Raw genomic sequence first — 18,238 nt, 5'->3', positions numbered from 1 at the left:
CGGGGCGTGTACCTGACTTTTTATACAAGGGAAGAAAAAATGTGCCCGCAGGGCGCGGTTTTTCTTCAGTATTCGCTCGAAAGCGTGGTTTCGAGCGAGAGGCTGCTCGAAAAACGAAGTTTTTCGACAGTCTCACGCCCGCTCATTTTTTGAGCGGGCGTCTTTTCGTCTCACAGGCATAGCATAAAAACAGCTCAGGCATTGCTGAGCTGTTTTTATGCGCTTTATGCAGTTAGTTCTTGAGGCTCTGAATCGGAGCCGGAATACGACCTCCGCGGTTAATGAACTTCGCAGGAGAACCGGTCTTGATCGGCATGATCGGAGCCGAGCCAAGCAGGCCGCCGAACTCGACCATATCACCGACTCCCTTGCCGATGGCCGGGATAACACGGACAGCAGTGGTCTTGGTGTTGACAACACCGATTGCGATTTCGTCCGCGATCAGGCCGGAGATGACCTCGGCGGTGGTGTCACCCGGAACAGCAACCATGTCGATACCAACCGAGCATACCGCAGTCATTGCTTCGAGCTTCTCAAGGGTCAGTGCGCCTGCCTGAGCCGCCGCAATCATACCCTCGTCCTCGGAAACCGGAATGAATGCGCCGGACAGACCGCCGACACTCGAGGATGCCATAACGCCGCCCTTCTTAACGGCATCGTTCAGCATAGCGAGGATTGCGGTCGTGCCGCAGCCGCCGCAGACCTCCAGACCGACTTCCTCGAGGATACGCGCAACCGAGTCACCGATCGCCGGCGTCGGTGCGAGAGACAGGTCAACAATGCCGAACGGCACGCCCAGACGCTGGCTTGCCAGTGCGCCAACCAGCTGACCCATACGGGTGATTTTGAACGCAGTTTTCTTGATCACGTCGGCAACCTCACCGATGGAGCAGTCGCCTGCACGGCGGATTGCGGACTGCACAACGCCCGGACCGGATACGCCAACGTTGATAACGGTCTCCGGCTCACCGATGCCGTGGAACGCACCGGCCATGAACGGGTTATCGTCTACTGCGTTAGCAAAAACAACCAGTTTGGAGCAGCCCATGGAATCGTTGTCCTTGGTCAGTTCTGCGGTCTGCTTGATGATGCGGCCCATCAGACCGATGGCATCCAGATTGACGCCCGCCTTGGTGGACGCAACGTTGACCGACGAGCAGACCAGATTGGTCTCCGCCATTGCCTCCGGAATAGAGTTGATCAGGATCTCATCGCCCTTGGCAAAACCCTTCTGCACCAGAGCCGAGAAACCGCCGACAAAGTTAACGCCGGTGGTCGCAGCGGCACGGTCAAGCGCCTTGGCCAGCGGCACATAGCTGTTTGCCGAGGAGGTCGCACCGACCATGGCGATCGGCGTTACCGAAATACGCTTGTTGATGATCGGGATGCCAAGCTCGCGCTCAATCTGCTCGCCGGTGGCAACCAGCTTTTCCGCACGGCGCGTTACCTTATCGTATACCTTGTCCGCCAGCACATTAATGTCGTCCGCCGCAAGGTCGCGCAGCGAAATGCCCATCGTGATGGTACGAATGTCGAGGTGCTCCTCCTCGATCATCTTAATGGTTTCCAGAATATCTTTCGTGTTGATCATAGACATTTAACTAAACCTCCTGAAAAATTGAGAGTTGAGAATCGGTTACCTGCTCTCGATTCCGTCAATTTGTCAGATTTTGTGCATTGCGTCAAAGATGTCCTCATGCATGGTGTGAATCTTCATGCCGAGCTCCTCACCATCCTTGTCAAGCAGGTCGATGAGCGTGTTGAAGTCTACGGTGCACTTATCAATGTTTACCAGCATGACCATTGCAAATACATCGTCCATTACATTCTGAGAAATGTCGATGATGTTGACCTGATGCTCATAGAGCGTGTTCGAGATCTTGGCGATGATACCGGTACGGTCCTTGCCTGTTACTGTGATTACTGCGCGCATGTTGATTCCTCCATTTTTGCGTATATGTTAATTTATCACAAACAAATGAATAATGGAAAATTGAGAATCCGTCGTTCTCAATTATTCTCCGGCTTCCACCACGGTATTGATGATGCTGTTGGAAACCAGAAAGCCCTGTTCGGTGAGATACCACCGTGTACCCTCGTGAGCGGCAAGACCGTGTTTTTCCAGCATGCGGAATACCTGCTCGTAAGGAGCCGTGCTGACATGGTATCGGTTTTCGAGATCGTGCATATCCGCACCGTCCGAGGTCCGCAAACGCACCAGCAGGTATTCGCCCTGCCGCCGGAAGTCCGAGACCTCCTCCTCGTCCTGCGGGATGCTCTCACCGCTGATATAAGCCCTGATATCCCGGGCAAACGCGAACCGGCGGCCATTCAGGAAGGAATGGGCACCCGGTCCCAGTCCGAGATAGTCGGAAAGATCCCAGTATTTGAAATTATGCCGGGAACGAAAACCCGGTTTTGCGAAATTTGATATTTCATAGTGCTCGAAGCCGTTCCTGCGGAGCAGCCTGCACATGGCAAGATAGGTATCTGCCTGCGTATCATCATCCGGCAGAACCGGATTTTCACGTCCCATCGGTGTTGCAGGCTCCAGTTTGAGTCCGTAGCACGACAAATGCTGCGGATTCAACGTCAAACACTGCGTTACCGAGTCGAGAAACTGCGCCTGCGTCTGGTTTGGCAGGCCGTACATCAAGTCAAGGCTGATGTTGGTAAAGCCACACTGCCGTGCGAGTTCTACGGCTGCCTGTGCCTGTGCAAAGTCGTGGATACGGCCGATGCGTTTGAGCTCGGTGTCGTGCACCGCCTGCACGCCAAACGAGAGCCGGTTGACGCCGTGCTTATGCATGGCCTCCAGCACCGCTTGATATGTGCTCTCCGGATTGCATTCCACCGTGATTTCGGCGTTTTCCGCAATCGCAAAGCATGCCCCGACCGCCTGTAAAATCCTGCTGAGATAGTCTGCGCCAAGGCAGGTCGGCGTACCGCCGCCGATGTACACGGTATCGACCGTGTAACCGGAACAGCGTTCGCCGTACGCCTTTATATCACGAATCAGCGCCGCCGTGTAATCGGCTTTGAGCGACGCATCCGTGACCGAATAAAAATCGCAGTACGCGCACTTTTTCACGCAGAACGGGATGTGCAGGTAGAGGCCGAGCAGCTTGCCGCCTGTTGCAGCGTTAGTTTTCCTCATCGAGTTTAAGCACAGCCATAAAAGCCTCGGTCGGCAGCTGAACCGTGCCGAGCGCACGCATCTTCTTCTTGCCTTCCTTCTGCTTTTCGAGCAGCTTCTTCTTGCGCGTGATATCACCGCCGTAGCACTTAGCCAGTACGTCCTTGCGGAGCGCCTTGACCGTCTCGCGGGCGATAACCTTGCCGCCGATGGCTGCCTGAATCGGCACCTCGAACAGCTGGCGCGGAATATTTTCCTTCAGCTTTTCGCAGATACGGCGGGCACGGCCGTAGGCCTTGTCGCGGTGCGCGATAAAGGACAGCGCGTCCACCTGATCGCCGTTGAGCAGCATATCGACCTTAACGAGATCGCTCTTGCGGTAGTCGATAAATTCATAATCGAGCGACGCATAACCCTTGGTACGAGCCTTGAGCGCGTCGAAAAAGTCATAAATGATCTCACCGGTCGGCATTTCATAGTGCAGCTCGACCAGATTGGAGTCCAGATACTGCATATCCTTGAAGATGCCGCGTCGGTCCTGACACATCGGCATGATATTGCCGACGAACTCCTGCGGCGTCATGATGGATGCCTTAACATACGGCTCGCGGGCCTCCTCGATGACATCCGGGCTCGGATAGTCGTGCGGATTGTCGCAGCGCTGCACGGTGCCGTCAGTCTTGCTGACCTCGTAGATAACACTCGGCAGGGTGGTGACAAGATCGAGGTCAAACTCACGTTCGAGACGCTCCTGAATGATCTCCATGTGCAGCATACCGAGGAAGCCGCAGCGGAAACCGAAGCCGAGTGCGACCGAGCTTTCCGGCTCAAACGACAGCGCTGCGTCATTGAGCTGCAGTTTTTCAAGTGCGTCACGCAGATCGGGATACTTGGAGCCGTCCTCGGTGTAAATGCCGCAGAATACCATCGGACGTGCCGGACGATAGCCGGGCAGCGCCTCCGGCGTCGGATTTTCCACACCGGTAACGGTATCGCCCACGCGGGTGTCGGACACCTTTTTAATAGAGGCGGTAAAGTAGCCAACCTCACCCGCACACAGCTCCTGCTGCGGAGACAGACCAAGCGGCAGCATGTAGCCGCACTCAAGTACCTGAAATTCAGCACCGGTGGCCATCATTTTGACCTTCATGCCCGGGCAGATCTTACCGTCAAGCAGGCGCATGTAAGCGACAACGCCCTTGTACGGGTCGTACTGGCTGTCGAACACGAGTGCGCGCAGCGGCGCATCCGCATCGCCCTCCGGCGCCGGAATATCGGTTACGATGCGCTCGAGCACCTCGTGAATGTTGATATTCATTTTTGCGGAAATTTCGGGCGAGTCCTCTGCCGGAATGCCGATGATATCCTCGATCTCCTTCTTGACGCGCGGCGCGTCTGCCGCCGGCAGGTCGATCTTGTTGATGACCGGCACGACCTCCAGACCGGCGTCGATGGCAAGATAGGTGTTGCCGAGCGTCTGCGCCTCAATACCCTGTGCCGCATCAACGACCAGAAGCGCACCCTCACACGCCGCCAGAGAACGTGAAACCTCATAGTTGAAGTCCACATGACCCGGGGTGTCGATCAGGTTCATTTCGTAGGTCTTGCCGTTGTCCGCGGTGTATTCCATGCGGACAGCGCGCGCCTTGATGGTAATGCCGCGCTCACGCTCAAGCTCCATATTGTCGAGTAACTGCTCCTCCATTTCACGCACGGAAACGGCCTTGCACTGCTCCAGCAGACGGTCTGCCAGCGTAGATTTGCCGTGGTCAATATGTGCAATGATGGAGAAATTACGAATTTGCTCGCGATTTTTCACGTCGAAAGCTCCTTATCTGTAAACTGTAAACCTAATAAATATAGGCTCATTATAGCATATTTGGCGGGGTGTCACAAGCGTTCTTTCGCAGTTTACGTTTGTTTCTCTGCTGCAAACGTGAATTTTGTATTTTTTCATAAATTTCATTTTCTGATAAGAGGAATTTCATGCAAAGCGGTTATTGTATTATCATGATGAAGCAGTAAACCGACAAAGAATTAGCGGCGGCCGGCGGTTTGGGGTAAAACAAAAGCACCGATTTTACTCGGTGCTTCTAATTGGAGCGGCTGACGAGGCTCGAACTCGCATCCACACCCCGCAAAAGCCGCAGGCTTTCACGGGGACCCCGACCTCTGATTTCATGAAGGTGGAGGAAGCGAGTGTGCTGCGGCCAAAAGAAAAGCACCGAATGACATCGGTGCCCTTTGATTTGGAGCGGCTGACGAGGCTCGAACTCGCTACCTCCACCTTGGCAAGGTGGCGCTCTACCAGATGAGCTACAGCCGCATATTTGATTTTTCGCGCTAACGCGATTTTTAACTCGAAGATGGGTTACTTGTCGCTCCGACGCTACATCTCCGGGCGGAATCGCTTTTTCTACGGAAAAAGCCACGCTGGTTGAAATATGCCACCGGCATATTTCCAAGAGCCGCCTGCTCTCATTCCAATGTCGCAAAGCGACAATTCAGAGGTTAGAGGGCTACGGCCTCGATTCCTCAGCACGGAGGTATTATTTTTTAATGAGTGCCAATGGCACTCATTAAAAAATGGTGCCTCCGGGCGGAATCGAACCACCGACACGGGGATTTTCAGTCCCCTGCTCTACCGACTGAGCTACAGAGGCGTTTTTACAGCGCTTGTTTAGTATATTATATTCCCTCGGAAATGTCAACAACTTTTTTCAAAATTTTTTGTATATTCTGCAAGCAGGAGAAAACAGTCACAGCAGTTCATCCTGCGACTGTTTTCACTTTTCTCTTCTGTTTACGGCGGATTTGTCCCCACAACAAGTCCGCCGCTCTATCCTTTTCATGCGGGAGCAGCCACACGGTGCAGCCCAAAATAGTTCAAGCGAAACGCGCCTCCTTTATGTATGCCTGGTCATCTATACTGTCTGCCGCCTGCCTTGCCATTTGAAATGTCGGATAGCGTTCTCTGCAAATCTCGTCATTGGCCGGCACAGCAGCCAACACGCTGGTCTGTGAATCAATCGAGCCCAGTTTCCATGCGCTGTTCTCCTTCTTCATGATCGCAGTGATGGTATCCCGATTGACCGGCAGCTCCACCGAAAATCCCTGCTCCGGATTGCCGGAGATTCGTTTATCCCAGACAATGATCTGTGCTTGCACCACTGCCGTCATTCGGTCTGCGGACAGTCTCACGCTGTCAAATCGGCAGTCAGCTGCACCGCAGGACTCGCTGTATTCTACATTTGGGTCGGCAGCCGTCAAAATCCCCTCGTTCAGCGCAATGTATCGTTCCCGGCAGGGATTTTTCTCGGCGTAATACTGCTCCACCCGTGAGACGTATGCCGTCTGCAATTCCGTGCGTTCCCGCTCGGTCAGGTCGGCTGGTGAGCCAGTCTCCGACGGATAGCACCCTATCTGCATCTGCGTTTCCATCGCGCCGAGGAACGCTGTCTGTGCATTTTTCGCTTCCTGCGCACGGTCGGAGACAACAGCTGCACCGCCCGTGCAGACAGCTGCCGCAGCCAGTACGCCGCCCAATCGAAGCCATATCCTGCGATTATCCACGCAATCCCTCCTTTCCGGCTCTCCTGCCCTGCTCATACTATATAGACGAATGCCCTTCCGGTTTTGTGACACTCTTCCGCAAAAAATTTAGAAATTTTTTCGCCATGAGAAGAGCAGCCTGTAAATCCGCTCTTCAGATTGCATCGTCAGGCACAATATGCTATAATCTGCTAAAATAATAGGCAGGAAGGCGTAAAAATGTTTCTCTATCTGGCAATGATCGACTCGGACGCAGACAAGTCCAAGTTCGAGATTCTTTACAGCGAATACAAAAATCTGATGTACTACACCGCAAACCGCATTCTGCGCAACAGCAGAGATGCGGAGGACGTGGTGCATCAGGCTTTTCTCAAAGTCATCGAAATTCTGGACACCATTTCTTCACCGAGGTGTCACAAAACGCGTGCGCTGCTCGTCACTATTACCGAGCACAAAGCGATCGACCTGTACCGCGAAAAGCAGCGCCGCAATGTCCTGCCGCTTGTCGAAGAATATGTCGGAGCCGCGCCTGCCGCCGAGATTGAGCGTCTCGCCGAGCGCGACACTCTGGCGGCCGCTATCGCTGCACTGCCGCCGCGTTACCGCTCGGTACTGCTTCTGCGGTACGACTGCGGCTATTCCAACGCGGAGATCGCGAATATTCTGGATACAACCGAGCCGAACGTGCGCAAGCTCATCCAGCGTGCCAAGGAAAAACTCAGCGCAGCGCTGAGTGGGATGGAGGAACCGTAAATGAAGATCACTGACGATATGCTGTCCGCGCAGGCCGCCGAAGCGCGCGAGCTGTGGCTGCAAGCCTGTACGCCGGATGCGCTGCCTGAGCACCGTTTCTCCCGGAAATTCCGGCGCGAAATGCGCCGTCTGATGCGTGCGCAAAAGCACTCTGCGGCGTTCAACCGGAGCCTTCGTCTTGCGCGCCGCACGGCCGCTGTTCTGCTGCTTTCCGCTGCGGTTTCGTTCGGCTGCGCGATGAGCGTAGAAGCATACCGCGTATCGCTAATCAATACTGTCGTGCGCGTGTTTAACGACCTGACCGACTATCGTTTTTCGTCTGCCCTGCCGTCCGAAACCGACAGCAAGGCGTTCACACCGCCGGTTCTGTCCGGTCTGCCGGATACCATGCACAAAACCGATGAGCGCAGCACACCTAACGGCTATACCGTTACCTACGAGAGCACTACCGATTTTCTCGACCTGACCTGCACCCGGATTACGGACACTTCGGAGGCACACAAGCTCGTGGACACGGAAAACGCATCCGTTACCGAATTTGCTCTGCACGGCAGTCCGGTTACGATGATCGAGAAAAACGGCACGGTCACGCTCCTCTGGACGCACGATGACATCGTCTATCACCTGTACAGCAGCCTACCCGCCGATACCTGCCGCAAACTCATCGAGAATCTGCAGTAATTCTCTGCTGATATTGCAAAGAATTGCTATTGCGGCCTGCCCTGCCGCGGTGTTATAATGATAAATTGTGAAAGTGTATAAACCACGCGCATGATTTTCTGCGCGAAAACAATCACGGAGGTTTACTCTTTTGAACAAACATCGCTATACCGCGGCGGCCGTAATGCTTAGTCTTTCGATGCTGACCGGCGTCGCTGCCGCCGATTATTCCGATCTAAAGCCGCACTGGGCAGAACAGGCCATGGAATTCGCCGTACAGTCCAATCTGATGGACGGCATTTCGGAATACACCTTTGCCGCAGATGCACCTGCGACCCGCGCCTGTCTGGTGCAGGCGCTGTACCGCATGGAGCACGCGCCTGCAGCTGACACAGTGCTTACCTTTCAGGATGTCGCGGAGGACGCGTCCTTCCTGACCGCGGTTCGGTGGGGTGTGTCCAACGGCATCATCACCGGTTACAGCGACACGGTATTTCGCCCCGGCACCTCACTTACGCGCGAGCAGTTCGCCGTTATGCTGTACCGCTTTGCCGAATACAAAAAGCTGGATGTGACGGCACAAAACGCGCTCTCCGGCTACACGGATGCTTCTTCGATTCATCCGTATGCGCAGACTGCCATGCAGTGGGCCAACGCCGTGGGACTGATCACCGGCACGACCGCGACCACACTGTCTCCGCAGCGCACGGTCTCCCGCGCACAGCTGGCGACTATTTTGCAGCGTTTTGCACCGATGGTCTCCTACCAGCAGCGGGAAACCGATGCGCCGAAGCCGCCGCAGACCCATTCCTACACGGCCTTCACCACCAAACTGGGCGACGTGACGCGCAGCGAGACCGAACAGGACCTGACCGAAGTTCATCGAGCGACCCGCCGTTACACGGACGGTCAGGGCTGCGCGGTCGAGATGGGACACTCTGCCGCCGTACTGGACGCACCCGCACACACAGCCGCGCAGTTTGAGATGAAGGGCATGTCCGGCACCGTTCGCTGGTACGACACCGCAGCGTCCTCATGGAAACAGCAGCCGCTTGCTGCGGGCACGCTGCCGAGCGGCATGTACTTCCTGCGGGTGGACGGCGTGGACAGCATTCTCGTCACGCCGATGACCTATGCCGCGCGAGACAACGGCATGATCGAGTATTTCCCGGGCAAAAACGGCTCGCTGAAGATCGAGCGGACAGCTTCCGGCTTCCGGTTCTCCGTGCAGGTTGCGGCTCTTACGCAGGGCACCTACAGTGACTATCTGCTGCTGACTTCTCAGCAGACGCTCATCGACTGGAGCGACCAGTCCATGCTCAGCCGCTGGGCGAACTACAGCCTGATCGGCACCAACCGCTGGTGCTACAACGGCTACTACTATACCGCACCTTCGACCTACTATCCGTTCGACGAGAACTACTTCTACTCGCTTCCGGCGGCACATATTGCCGGCAAGATGGCAAACGACACCGATCAGCCGGCCTCCCGCGCGATCGGTCTGGCGATGATCGACCTGATGCGCGAGCAGCAGAACGAGTACGGCTTTATCCCCTCTCAGGCAGGCAGCACCTGGCTCAAGACGGATTACGGCATCGAACCCGGCTACTACGACACCCGCTTCAACACGGATTTCTGGCTGGCGAACATCAACGCAGCCGAAAACTTCGGTGTGACCGGCTGGCTGGACAAGACCCGCAAGTATGCGGATTTTCTCGTCAGCTTTGCCGGGCAGCATCACTTCACCTTCGGGGCCGGCGATGACGAGGGATGGCTCGTGCAGGATTACTGGCACCCGAACGGAGAGTCCTCGCCGACACACGCTTCGCTCAACCATCATGCCGCCGAAGCCGAATTCCTGTACCGGATGGCAGACGCAGTGAATGAGGACAGCTACGCCGTTCTCGCTGACCGCATGGTGCGCGGCATTGAGCAGAGTGAATTGCTGTGGTACAAGCCGGACGGTGATCTGAACTACTCCTGCAAGCCGGACGGCACCTGTTCCGGGCAGGATTATCCGTATTTGACCTACAACGACCTGCTTGAGCTGCAGCGGCTGTATGCAGCCCGGCACGGTCAGGAAAATCCGGCGATCGCCCGTTTGCTACAGGTCAAGCTGACCTGGATGAATAAAAACGGCGTGACCGGCTACAACAAATAATTTCGGGGACGGAGAGAAATAAACGTGACACCAAATTCATTCGCTTATATCGTCTTTCTGGTGATAGGCACACTCATTTACCACCCACTGTCACAGAAGGCCAAGAAACCCTTTCTTCTGCTGCTGAGCATCTGTTTTTACGCCATCGGCGGTGTAAAATTTCTGCCGCTGCTGGCGCTGACCGTTGCCTTCAACTTCTTTGCAGCGCAAAAGCTGGAACGCACCGAGCGTAAGCGCGGTCTGCTCACGCTGGTGCTTGTGCTCAACCTCGGTGCACTCGGGTTATTCAAATACCTCGGCTTTTTCGGAGAGCTGCTCGGCTGCACCGGTGTGCAGCTCAGTCTGCCGCAGCTGGCCCTGCCGATCGGCATTTCGTTCTACACGTTCGTCATCTGCGGCTATATGATCGACGTGTACCGCGGTCGTGAAGCCGAGCGCAATTTTCTCGATTTTGCGCTGTTCACCACCTTCTTTCCGGCAATCCTGTCCGGCCCGATCGAGCGCTCGAAGAACCTGCTCCCGCAGATCAAGCAGCCGCGCCGCGCAACTGCGGACGATGTGCGCTTTGCCGCCGAACGGCTCATCGAGGGCACGGTCAAGAAGGTGCTGCTCGCAGATAATCTGGCGATTCTGGTCAACACTGCATACGCTGATCCGGCGCAGTTTTCCGGTCTGGAGCTGGCGTTCGCCGCAGTGGCGTATGCCCTGCAGATCTACTGCGACTTTTCCGCCTACTCCGATATGGCGATCGGCTCCGCGCGGCTGTTCGGCATTACGCTGATGGAAAACTTCCACGCACCGTACATGGCGCAAAGCTCCAAGGAATTCTGGCACAGATGGCACATTTCCTTGTCCACCTGGTTCCGCGACTACTTATATTTCCCGCTCGGCGGCAGCCGCAAGGGCAAAGCGCGCACCTACATCAACGTGCTGATCGTGTTCGCACTGAGCGGCCTGTGGCACGGTGCCGCCATGAAATATGTGCTCTGGGGACTGCTGTTCGGCGTTTTCCAGGTTATCGGCGGCCTGCTGACACCGGCAAAGCAGCGCCTGTGCGCTGCACTGCACATTCCGTGGGACGCAGGCTGGCTGCAGATCATCCGCGTGATTATCACCTTCGGCCTTTCCACGTTTGCGTGGATATTCTTCCGCGCGGATTCCGCTTTGCAGGCGTGTGCTATTATCAAACGCATTGTGACGGCGGCAGGCGCATGCTTCCCGCTTAACCTGACGCATCTCGGTCTGACCGAGCGTGCGCTGCATGTGCTTGCCGTGAGCCTCATCGGACTGGTGCTGACCGACATCATCGGCGACCGGTTCCCGCTGCGGGAAAAGCTGCTGGAGACCGTCTGGCTCCGGTACGCGGTCTGGGTTATCCTGCTGGCAGTGACGGCCGTGTGCGGCGCGTACGGCACCGGATTCAACCCGCAGGAATTCGTCTATTTCCAGTTTTAAGGAGGAATCGCCGTGAAACACATTTTCAAGAGAGAACTGGCGGCCTTCCTTGCCGCTGCGGCAGTGCTCGGCGGTATCCTCGCCGGTGCGACCCATTATCTCACACCGCAGCAGCATGATTACGGCTCGGTCTGGGGCATGTACGAACAGGAGCAGACGGATTCGATCGATGTGCTGTTCTTCGGCTCGTCCGTCACCTACTGCGATGTCGTTCCTGCTGTATACTGGGAAAATTCCGGTCTGACCGCCTTTGTGCAGGCCGGACCCGAGCAGCCGCTCCCGCTGACGCTGGATTACTTAAAGGAAAGCCTGCGTACGCAGTCACCCAAGGCGGTTTTCGTGGAGTGCACCGGTATAGCGTTCCACAAATACATGGGCTTTACCAAGACCAACATCGGTCAGATGCCGTGGGGCATCAATCGTCTGCACGCGACCTTTTTTAATGCCGAACCCGAGGTCCGCAAGGGACTGCTGTTTCCGCTGTACTTCTATCACGACCGCTGGACGACCCTCAAGAGCGAGGACGTGCAGCCGTACACCGAGGATATGCTGGCCGGCTACACCTTTCTGTCCGGCGGCACGGACAAGGGTCCGGACGACTGCGAAACGGTTGATATTGCCCCGGAGGACTGGGAACGGAACATGGACGCCCTTGAGGATATTTACGCACTCTGCCGCAGGAACAATATTCAGCTGGTGCTGTACCGTGCTCCGACAAAGCGTCTGCACGACGCTGACTGGGACAGGCTGACCACGCAGTTTGATGGACGCAATGGCGTATCGACACTGAATTGCAGCGACTACACCGCGCAGATTGCCGCAGATCCGGAAAACGACTTCTACGATTCACTGCATTACAACTGTGTCGGTGCAGAGAAATTCAGTGCATTTCTCGCAGACTGGACGAAAAACAATCTCTCGATCTTGCCGGATGAACCGCAGGATACCGTACTGTGGACGGCACGCCTGCAGCATTTCCGCGATTTAACGGCAAATCCGCCGCAGGAGAACACAAACGCATAACAAAAAAAGGACTGCTGCACAGGTTTTATCCTTGTGCAGCAGTCCTTTTCTTATGCGCTTATTTCCAGAAATCAGTTTCTTCCTTGATGCCAATGTTCTTCGCGTGAAATACCGGATTCTCACCGCGCTTGCGGCTTGCAACGTAATCATTCAGGCACCTGATTGCCGTGCCGCCAAGAATCAGAATGGTCGGCACGTTGACTACGACGATCATACCCTGCAGCATATCCGCAGTATCCCAGACCAGACCGGCGTTTGCAATCGCACCGATGAACACGATGGCCGTAGCAAACAGGCGGAAGAGGAGCAGCTCATGCTTTTTGATGCTGCGATGCAGGATGAACTCCAGACAGCCCTCGCAGTATGAGTAGTTGCCGAGCAGCGTGGTGAACGCGAACAGCATCATCGCTACTGCCAGGAACACCGGACCTACCGTGCCGAGCGTGGATGCGATAGCATTCTGTACATAAACCGCACCGGCGATTTCCTCGGTCGGAACAACATTGGTGGACAGACACATGAACGCCGTTGCCGTACAGATGAGCAGCGTGTCGATGAATACGGACAGCATCTGCACCAGGCCCTGCTTGGCCGGATGGGAAACAGATGCGGTTGCGGCTGCATTCGGTGCAGAGCCCATACCTGCTTCGTTCGAGTACAGACCGCGCTTTACGCCGTACATGATGCAGCTGCCGGAGAAGCCGCCCATCACGGACTGGAAGTCAAATGCGTTGCGGAAGATCGACGCGAACATGCCCGGTACATTCCTGATATTCAGGCAGATGATGAGCAGCGAAACCAGTACATACAGAATACCCATGAACGGAACAAGGATTTCGGTGATGCTTGCCAGACGCTTTGCGCCGCCGAGTACCATTACGCCGAACAGAAACGCCAGAATGACGCCGATGAACGCCGGCGTGATAACCGGATGGTAGAACTTGAACACCGAGAATGTGGACTGCAGATTGTACGCCGCCAGCATGTTATAGCCGACTGCGTAGATCAGGATGATGAGCACCGAGAAGATGACACCCATCCAGCGTTTGCCGAGTGCATCGCGCATGTAGTACGCAGGACCGCCGTAGCAGCTGCCGTCCGGCGCACGCTTTTTGTAAATCTGCGCGAGCGTAGACTCGATGAAGGCGGTTGCACCGCCGAGCAGTGCGGTTACCCACATCCAGAAGATAGCGCCCGGTCCGCCGAGGCAGATTGCCGTGGATACACCGATGATGTTGCCCGTGCCGACACGCGACGCGGTGGAGATCATGAGTGCGCCGAACGAGGAAATGCTCCCCTCGCTTTCCGGCTTCTCCATGATGACCTTGCACGCGTCCCTGAACAGACGAATCTGGATAAATCTGCATCGGAACGTGAAGTAAATGCCGCTGACTATCAGAAACAACGGCACAAACCACGGCTGATACAGTACATCCGATATCGCTGCGATAACGGAGTTGATCGTTTCCAACATAATTTCTATTCCCTTTCCAAAGTACTTTTGTTATCGGTTGTAGTCAACCGGTAACATTTATTTATTATTATACAGGAATCCGACAGACTTCTCAAGCATAAGTTATACCTTAATAAAATAAGTGTTCCAGTACCCACGCAAACGCCTTTGCCGTGCGGCAGTCCGGCTGCTGAAAATGCCCGCCGCTGTTCCATTCCAGTGTGCAGCTTACGTTTTTCTCCTGCAGGAGCGCATACGCTGCCCGCATGCGGTCGCCGACGGTGGACATCACCGGATTGCGCGTCTTTTCCTCGCGGTTGCCCAGGCTGAGATAGACGGCAGCGCTGTGCAGATCATGCGCCTGCATGTACTCCAGAAATTTCGGAAACCACAGAGACGGCGAGGCTGCCGCGATGCCGGAAAAACGGTCGGTCCGATATGCGCTCCACAGGGCAAACAGCCCTGCCATCGAGTACCCGCCGATGATGTATCGTCTGTCTGCGTCCTCACACAGCGGCAGGATTTCGCGGAGCAGTGCCGCAGCACCGTCTCCGAAGTCCTCATGACCGAAAACTGCCGGTGCACACCACGGAGACAGGTCATTGTTCCAGCTTTCAACCTTGACGGCAATCAAACGGAACGGCTGTGCAGTCAGCCGCTTGATCTCACGAATTTCGTTCTCGATGGCCGGCAGGTCGTGGTCCCCGACCGGCTGCAGCAGCACGTTTTTCGCATTCGGCTCGCCGTATTCGTAAATCCTCATGCAATCCCCTTCTTCTATGCATTTTCGCACTGATTTTACCACAAAATGCACCGCACCGTCAAATTTGCAGTGATTGACAATCCGCATCCGCAACGGTATGATAGATGCAAAGAGTAAAAAGGAGTTTCCGCTATGGGAAAATATATACTGGCGCTCGATCAGGGCACGACAAGCTCGAGAGCGATCTTATTTGACAGCGAACAGAATATTCTCGCCATCCGGCAGCACGAGCTGACCCAGCATTATCCGCACGAGGGATGGGTCGAGCAGGACCCGATGGAAATCTGGTCCACGCAGTATGTAGCTATGCTCGAGGTGCTGGCGGCCGCCGATGTTTCTCCGTCCGATGTGGCGGGCATCGGCATCACCAACCAGCGCGAGACGACCATCCTGTGGGATAAAAATACCGGACGGCCGATTCATAACGCTATCGTCTGGCAGTGCCGCCGCACAGCGGATATTGTGGACAGGCTGGTGCAGGACGGTCTGTCCGGGCACATCCGCCGCACGACCGGTCTGGTTCCGGATGCGTATTTTTCGGGAACGAAAATCAAGTGGCTGCTCGACCATGTGGAGGGCGCACGAGAGAAGGCCGAGCGCGGGGAAATCCTGTTCGGCACGGTGGATTCCTGGCTGGTGTGGAAGCTGACCGGCGGCAAGGTGCACATCACGGACGCGACCAATGCTGCACGCACGATGATCTTCGACATTCACCGTCTGGACTGGGACGATACCCTGCTCCACGCGCTCGATATTCCCCGGGCGATGCTGCCGCGCGTGTGCTCCTCAAGCGAGGTGTACGGTTCTGTTTCCCTGCCGGGCGGCAATATTCCGATTGCAGGCATTGCAGGCGACCAGCAGGCGGCGCTGTTCGGTCAGACCTGCTTTGCGGCAGGCGATGCGAAAAACACCTACGGCACGGGCTGTTTTCTGCTGATGAACACCGGCACGACCGCCTGCGAGAGCAAAAACGGCCTGCTGACCACCATCGGCATTCAAATCAGCGGAGAGACGCAGTACGCGCTTGAGGGCAGCGTGTTTGTCGGCGGCGCCGTCATCCAGTGGCTGCGGGATGAGATGCGCTTTTTCTCCGAGAGCCGCGATGCGGAATACTACGCGGGTAAGGTGAAGGACACCGGCGGCGTGTACCTCGTGCCTGCATTCACCGGTCTGGGCGCGCCGCATTGGGATATGTACGCACGCGGCTGTCTCATCGGTCTGACACGCGGCACGACCCGCGAGCACATTATTCGCGCCGCACAGGAGTCCATCGCCTATCAGGTGAACGACCTGCTGACCGCCATGAAACGCGATACCGGCACTGTCCTCTCCTCCCTTTCTGTGGACGGCGGTGCCAGCCGCGACAGCTTCCTGATGCAGTTCCAGAGCGATATTTCGGACTGCACGATTCGCCGTCCGGTCATCCGCGAAACGACCGCGCTCGGCGCATGCTATCTTGCCGGACTCGCGACCGGTGTGTGGCACAGCCGCGAGGAGCTGAAGCAGCTCTGGCGGTGCGATACGCTGTATGCGCCCTCGATGGACGAGAATAAACGCCGCAAGCTGCTCTCCGGCTGGGATAAGGCGGTTGGACGGTCGCTCGATTGGGCAGAGCATTAAAAAAACAGCACAAACAAACCCGAGGTACAGGCGCAAAACCTGCACTTCGGGTTTTGTATTTCAGTATGCTTTAATCGTTCGCCTGAATCCACGCGGGCAGCTGCTCGATGTTCAGCAGCACATCGTCCGCACCGGCCTCGAGGAACACCTGCCGCGCACGATCGAGTGCAGCCTGCTTTTTCTCAGCAGAGAGTGCCTCATAGGCTGCCTGCGTCATGCCCATCACACTGCTGCCTCGAGCACGCCGAGCGAGCGGACACCGGCATTCCTGCCTTCCTGAATGTCAGACACAGTGTCACCGACCTTGACGACCACCTGCACGGACGGCACCTGGAATTTCTGCATGTTGGCAAAAATCATATACGGGTTCGGGCGGCCCAGACCGTCCACCGAATCCGGGCTGAACCACGCGTCCGGTGCGTAGCCCTGTTTTGCCGCATTTTCGGTGACAACTGCCATCATTGCATCGGTATAACCGGTCATGGAGCCGATTTTCAAACCCATTGCTGCTTGATGTAGTCATACATCTCGCGGAAGCCATAGATATTGAACAGCTGACGGCCGAACACCCGTGTCAGCAGGCCCTGTTTGCCGAAGGAATAAATGATGGCAAAGCCGTAGGTGATGGTCGGCAGGTACATCGGCAGGGTTGCGATTGCCTGCAGAGCCTGTTTGAGCGGACGCGCAATACGCGGGTAATGAATTGCGTAAGCAATGACGAATGCGATTGTCGTTGCCAGTACAGCCGCTGCCGCCGATACGCGGAAGCTGTTGCCGAGTGTCCGTCCGAAGCCCTTGCTGTGCAGCACCGAGGTGTAAAACCCGGTCGTGATGCCGTTATCCAGAAAGGATTTTCCGAACAGCTTGAGCACCGGCACGGCCAGAAATATAAGGAACAGCAGTGCGATTACACCAAAGATCACATGCAGCTCCCTGTTATGTCGTTTCATGCCGCGTTACACCACCGCTCCGATCGCTGCCGTGCTGCGAACAATGCGTAAATATTATTGCGCTTGATCTCAAGCTGATTGAGGATAAACTTGCGCACGAAGTCGTTGTTCGGACGGTTTTTCAGTCCGTACAGGACATTGTGCTGCACATCCAGATTGGGAAACAGCGCATAATCCTGAAATACAATGTTAAGGCAACACCGCACAATTAAAGCTGCGGCGCTTTGCGGAAATTTCGCGCCCTGACTTTGTTGCGATTTCACGGTAATACGTCAAGTATTACCGCAAAACCGCGCCTCGTCAGTACGCAAAATTTACTCGCAAATCGCTCTTGTCCAATTATGCAGTATTGCCTTAAATCCGCGTTTCTCCATCGGCGTATATGTGATATCCTGTCCGTTATAGCGGATGGAGCCGCTGTCCGCGCCGATAATGCTGAGGATCAGGTTGAGCAGCGTGGTTTTGCCGCAGCCGGACGGACCGAGAATGGAGACAATTTCACCGTCCTCAATACGCAGCGAAATATCCTTCAGCACCTCTGTGCCGTCGAATGCTTTGCGAATATGCTCCTAACATAAGCTGTTGTACTCCCTTCTTGTTTTCAACGGTTTCCATTGTAACCGAACAATCGGTGCCGCTTCTAACGCTTGCGCATCAAGTTCTTATCAAAATCCTGTAAAGTGAGGTCGGGAAATGTAAAGTAAAAATCCTC

General features: G+C 55.7%; 19 protein-coding genes and 2 tRNA genes. 7 read left to right on the top strand and 14 right to left on the bottom strand.

Annotated elements, in window-relative coordinates; genetic code table 11:
* A partial coding sequence (locus IEY11_RS14650) for a hypothetical protein (protein WP_207727235.1) occupies positions 1-182 on the top strand: 182 nt, incomplete at its 5' end.
* Positions 183-232: 50 nt separating this feature from the next.
* Here the strand turns inward: IEY11_RS14650 and IEY11_RS09110 are convergent.
* From IEY11_RS09110 to IEY11_RS09080, 7 genes are all read right to left on the bottom strand, one after another.
* A complete protein-coding gene (locus tag IEY11_RS09110) occupies positions 233-1,591 on the bottom strand; it encodes a PFL family protein (protein WP_110437238.1) in 1,359 nt (452 codons plus the stop codon).
* 72 nt (positions 1,592-1,663) lie between these two features.
* Positions 1,664-1,933: an ACT domain-containing protein gene (locus IEY11_RS09105; protein WP_118285197.1), complete on the bottom strand. Its 270-nt coding sequence runs from the start codon at positions 1,931-1,933 to the stop codon at positions 1,664-1,666.
* Between the two features lie 81 nt (positions 1,934-2,014).
* The gene (gene hemW / locus IEY11_RS09100; protein WP_118729614.1) at positions 2,015-3,157 is read right to left on the bottom strand and encodes a radical SAM family heme chaperone HemW; all 1,143 of its coding nucleotides are present in this window, start codon (positions 3,155-3,157) and stop codon (positions 2,015-2,017) included.
* On the bottom strand, positions 3,144-4,955 hold the full coding sequence (gene lepA / locus IEY11_RS09095; RefSeq protein ID WP_188886348.1) for a translation elongation factor 4: 1,812 nt from the start codon (positions 4,953-4,955) through the stop codon (positions 3,144-3,146). The genes hemW and lepA overlap by 14 nt, the downstream gene beginning before the upstream one ends.
* Before the next feature lie 431 nt (positions 4,956-5,386).
* Positions 5,387-5,462 (bottom strand) — tRNA-Gly (locus IEY11_RS09090).
* Positions 5,463-5,723: 261 nt separating this feature from the next.
* Positions 5,724-5,799, bottom strand: a tRNA-Phe gene (locus IEY11_RS09085).
* Between the two features lie 223 nt (positions 5,800-6,022).
* Complete coding sequence (locus IEY11_RS09080) at positions 6,023-6,709, bottom strand: hypothetical protein (protein ID WP_188886347.1); 687 nt, start codon at positions 6,707-6,709, stop codon at positions 6,023-6,025.
* 198 nt (positions 6,710-6,907) lie between these two features.
* Between IEY11_RS09080 and IEY11_RS09075 the strand changes: the two genes are divergently transcribed.
* The 5 genes from IEY11_RS09075 (at position 6,908) to IEY11_RS09055 (ending at position 12,740) form a co-directional block, all read left to right on the top strand.
* A complete protein-coding gene (locus IEY11_RS09075; RefSeq protein ID WP_118729612.1) occupies positions 6,908-7,441 on the top strand; it encodes an RNA polymerase sigma factor in 534 nt (177 codons plus the stop codon).
* Positions 7,442-8,122 carry a DUF4367 domain-containing protein gene (locus tag IEY11_RS09070; protein WP_188886346.1) on the top strand — a complete coding sequence of 227 codons (681 nt, stop codon included), beginning with the start codon at positions 7,442-7,444 and terminating at the stop codon, positions 8,120-8,122. It begins immediately after the preceding gene.
* 130 nt (positions 8,123-8,252) lie between these two features.
* On the top strand, positions 8,253-10,262 hold the full coding sequence (locus tag IEY11_RS09065) for an S-layer homology domain-containing protein (RefSeq protein WP_188886345.1): 2,010 nt from the start codon (positions 8,253-8,255) through the stop codon (positions 10,260-10,262).
* A gap of 24 nt (positions 10,263-10,286) precedes the next feature.
* Positions 10,287-11,717, top strand: a complete 1,431-nt coding sequence (locus IEY11_RS09060; RefSeq protein WP_188886344.1) for an MBOAT family O-acyltransferase — start codon at positions 10,287-10,289, stop codon at positions 11,715-11,717.
* 12 nt (positions 11,718-11,729) lie between these two features.
* Positions 11,730-12,740 carry a hypothetical protein gene (locus tag IEY11_RS09055; protein WP_188886343.1) on the top strand — a complete coding sequence of 337 codons (1,011 nt, stop codon included), beginning with the start codon at positions 11,730-11,732 and terminating at the stop codon, positions 12,738-12,740.
* Between the two features lie 58 nt (positions 12,741-12,798).
* Here IEY11_RS09055 and IEY11_RS09050 read toward each other — a convergent pair whose 3' ends face one another.
* Both IEY11_RS09050 and IEY11_RS09045 read right to left on the bottom strand, forming a co-directional pair.
* A complete protein-coding gene (locus IEY11_RS09050; protein ID WP_188886342.1) occupies positions 12,799-14,214 on the bottom strand; it encodes an alanine/glycine:cation symporter family protein in 1,416 nt (471 codons plus the stop codon).
* 109 nt (positions 14,215-14,323) lie between these two features.
* A complete protein-coding gene (locus IEY11_RS09045) occupies positions 14,324-14,956 on the bottom strand; it encodes an alpha/beta hydrolase-fold protein (protein WP_188886341.1) in 633 nt (210 codons plus the stop codon).
* Positions 14,957-15,088: 132 nt separating this feature from the next.
* On the opposite strand from IEY11_RS09045, the gene glpK reads away from it, so the two are divergent.
* Positions 15,089-16,576: a glycerol kinase GlpK gene (gene glpK, locus IEY11_RS09040; protein WP_188886340.1), complete on the top strand. Its 1,488-nt coding sequence runs from the start codon at positions 15,089-15,091 to the stop codon at positions 16,574-16,576.
* A gap of 70 nt (positions 16,577-16,646) precedes the next feature.
* Here the strand turns inward: glpK and IEY11_RS14925 are convergent, their stop codons facing one another.
* The 5 genes from IEY11_RS14925 to IEY11_RS09020 form a co-directional block, all read right to left on the bottom strand.
* A complete protein-coding gene (locus tag IEY11_RS14925) occupies positions 16,647-16,799 on the bottom strand; it encodes a hypothetical protein (protein ID WP_243183981.1) in 153 nt (50 codons plus the stop codon).
* Positions 16,799-17,074, bottom strand: coding sequence for an HAD hydrolase-like protein (locus tag IEY11_RS14920; RefSeq protein WP_243022685.1), 276 nt, complete (start codon positions 17,072-17,074; stop codon positions 16,799-16,801). Before IEY11_RS14920 ends, IEY11_RS14925 begins: the two co-directional genes overlap by 1 nt.
* Complete coding sequence (locus tag IEY11_RS09030; RefSeq protein ID WP_119214523.1) at positions 17,071-17,526, bottom strand: ABC transporter permease family protein; 456 nt, start codon at positions 17,524-17,526, stop codon at positions 17,071-17,073. The genes IEY11_RS14920 and IEY11_RS09030 overlap by 4 nt, the downstream gene beginning before the upstream one ends.
* Complete coding sequence (locus tag IEY11_RS14915) at positions 17,523-17,732, bottom strand: hypothetical protein (RefSeq protein WP_243022683.1); 210 nt, start codon at positions 17,730-17,732, stop codon at positions 17,523-17,525. Before IEY11_RS14915 ends, IEY11_RS09030 begins: the two co-directional genes overlap by 4 nt.
* A 108-nt stretch (positions 17,733-17,840) precedes the next feature.
* The gene (locus IEY11_RS09020) at positions 17,841-18,062 is read right to left on the bottom strand and encodes an ATP-binding cassette domain-containing protein (protein WP_337764215.1); all 222 of its coding nucleotides are present in this window, start codon (positions 18,060-18,062) and stop codon (positions 17,841-17,843) included.
* Between the last annotated feature and the right edge of the window lie 176 nt (positions 18,063-18,238).

It is taken from the genome of Butyricicoccus faecihominis (genome assembly GCF_014648015.1).
Taxonomy (GTDB): domain Bacteria; phylum Bacillota; class Clostridia; order Oscillospirales; family Butyricicoccaceae; genus Agathobaculum; species Agathobaculum butyriciproducens.
This window is presented reverse-complemented; position numbering and strand designations above follow the sequence as displayed.

Bases quoted from the DNA above. Each gene is read 5' to 3' on its own strand.
- IEY11_RS09045 (WP_188886341.1), bottom strand. From the start codon at position 14,956: ATGAGGATTTACGAATACGGCGAGCCGAATGCGAAAAACGTGCTGCTG.
- IEY11_RS09030 (WP_119214523.1), bottom strand. From the start codon at position 17,526: ATGAAACGACATAACAGGGAGCTGCATGTGATCTTTGGTGTAATCGCA.
- IEY11_RS14925 (WP_243183981.1), bottom strand. From the start codon at position 16,799: ATGGGCATGACGCAGGCAGCCTATGAGGCACTCTCTGCTGAGAAAAAG.
- IEY11_RS09110 (WP_110437238.1), bottom strand. From the start codon at position 1,591: ATGATCAACACGAAAGATATTCTGGAAACCATTAAGATGATCGAGGAG.
- IEY11_RS09075 (WP_118729612.1), top strand. From the start codon at position 6,908: ATGTTTCTCTATCTGGCAATGATCGACTCGGACGCAGACAAGTCCAAG.
- IEY11_RS09105 (WP_118285197.1), bottom strand. From the start codon at position 1,933: ATGCGCGCAGTAATCACAGTAACAGGCAAGGACCGTACCGGTATCATC.
- IEY11_RS09050 (WP_188886342.1), bottom strand. From the start codon at position 14,214: ATGTTGGAAACGATCAACTCCGTTATCGCAGCGATATCGGATGTACTG.
- hemW (WP_118729614.1), bottom strand. From the start codon at position 3,157: ATGAGGAAAACTAACGCTGCAACAGGCGGCAAGCTGCTCGGCCTCTAC.
- IEY11_RS09070 (WP_188886346.1), top strand. From the start codon at position 7,442: ATGAAGATCACTGACGATATGCTGTCCGCGCAGGCCGCCGAAGCGCGC.
- glpK (WP_188886340.1), top strand. From the start codon at position 15,089: ATGGGAAAATATATACTGGCGCTCGATCAGGGCACGACAAGCTCGAGA.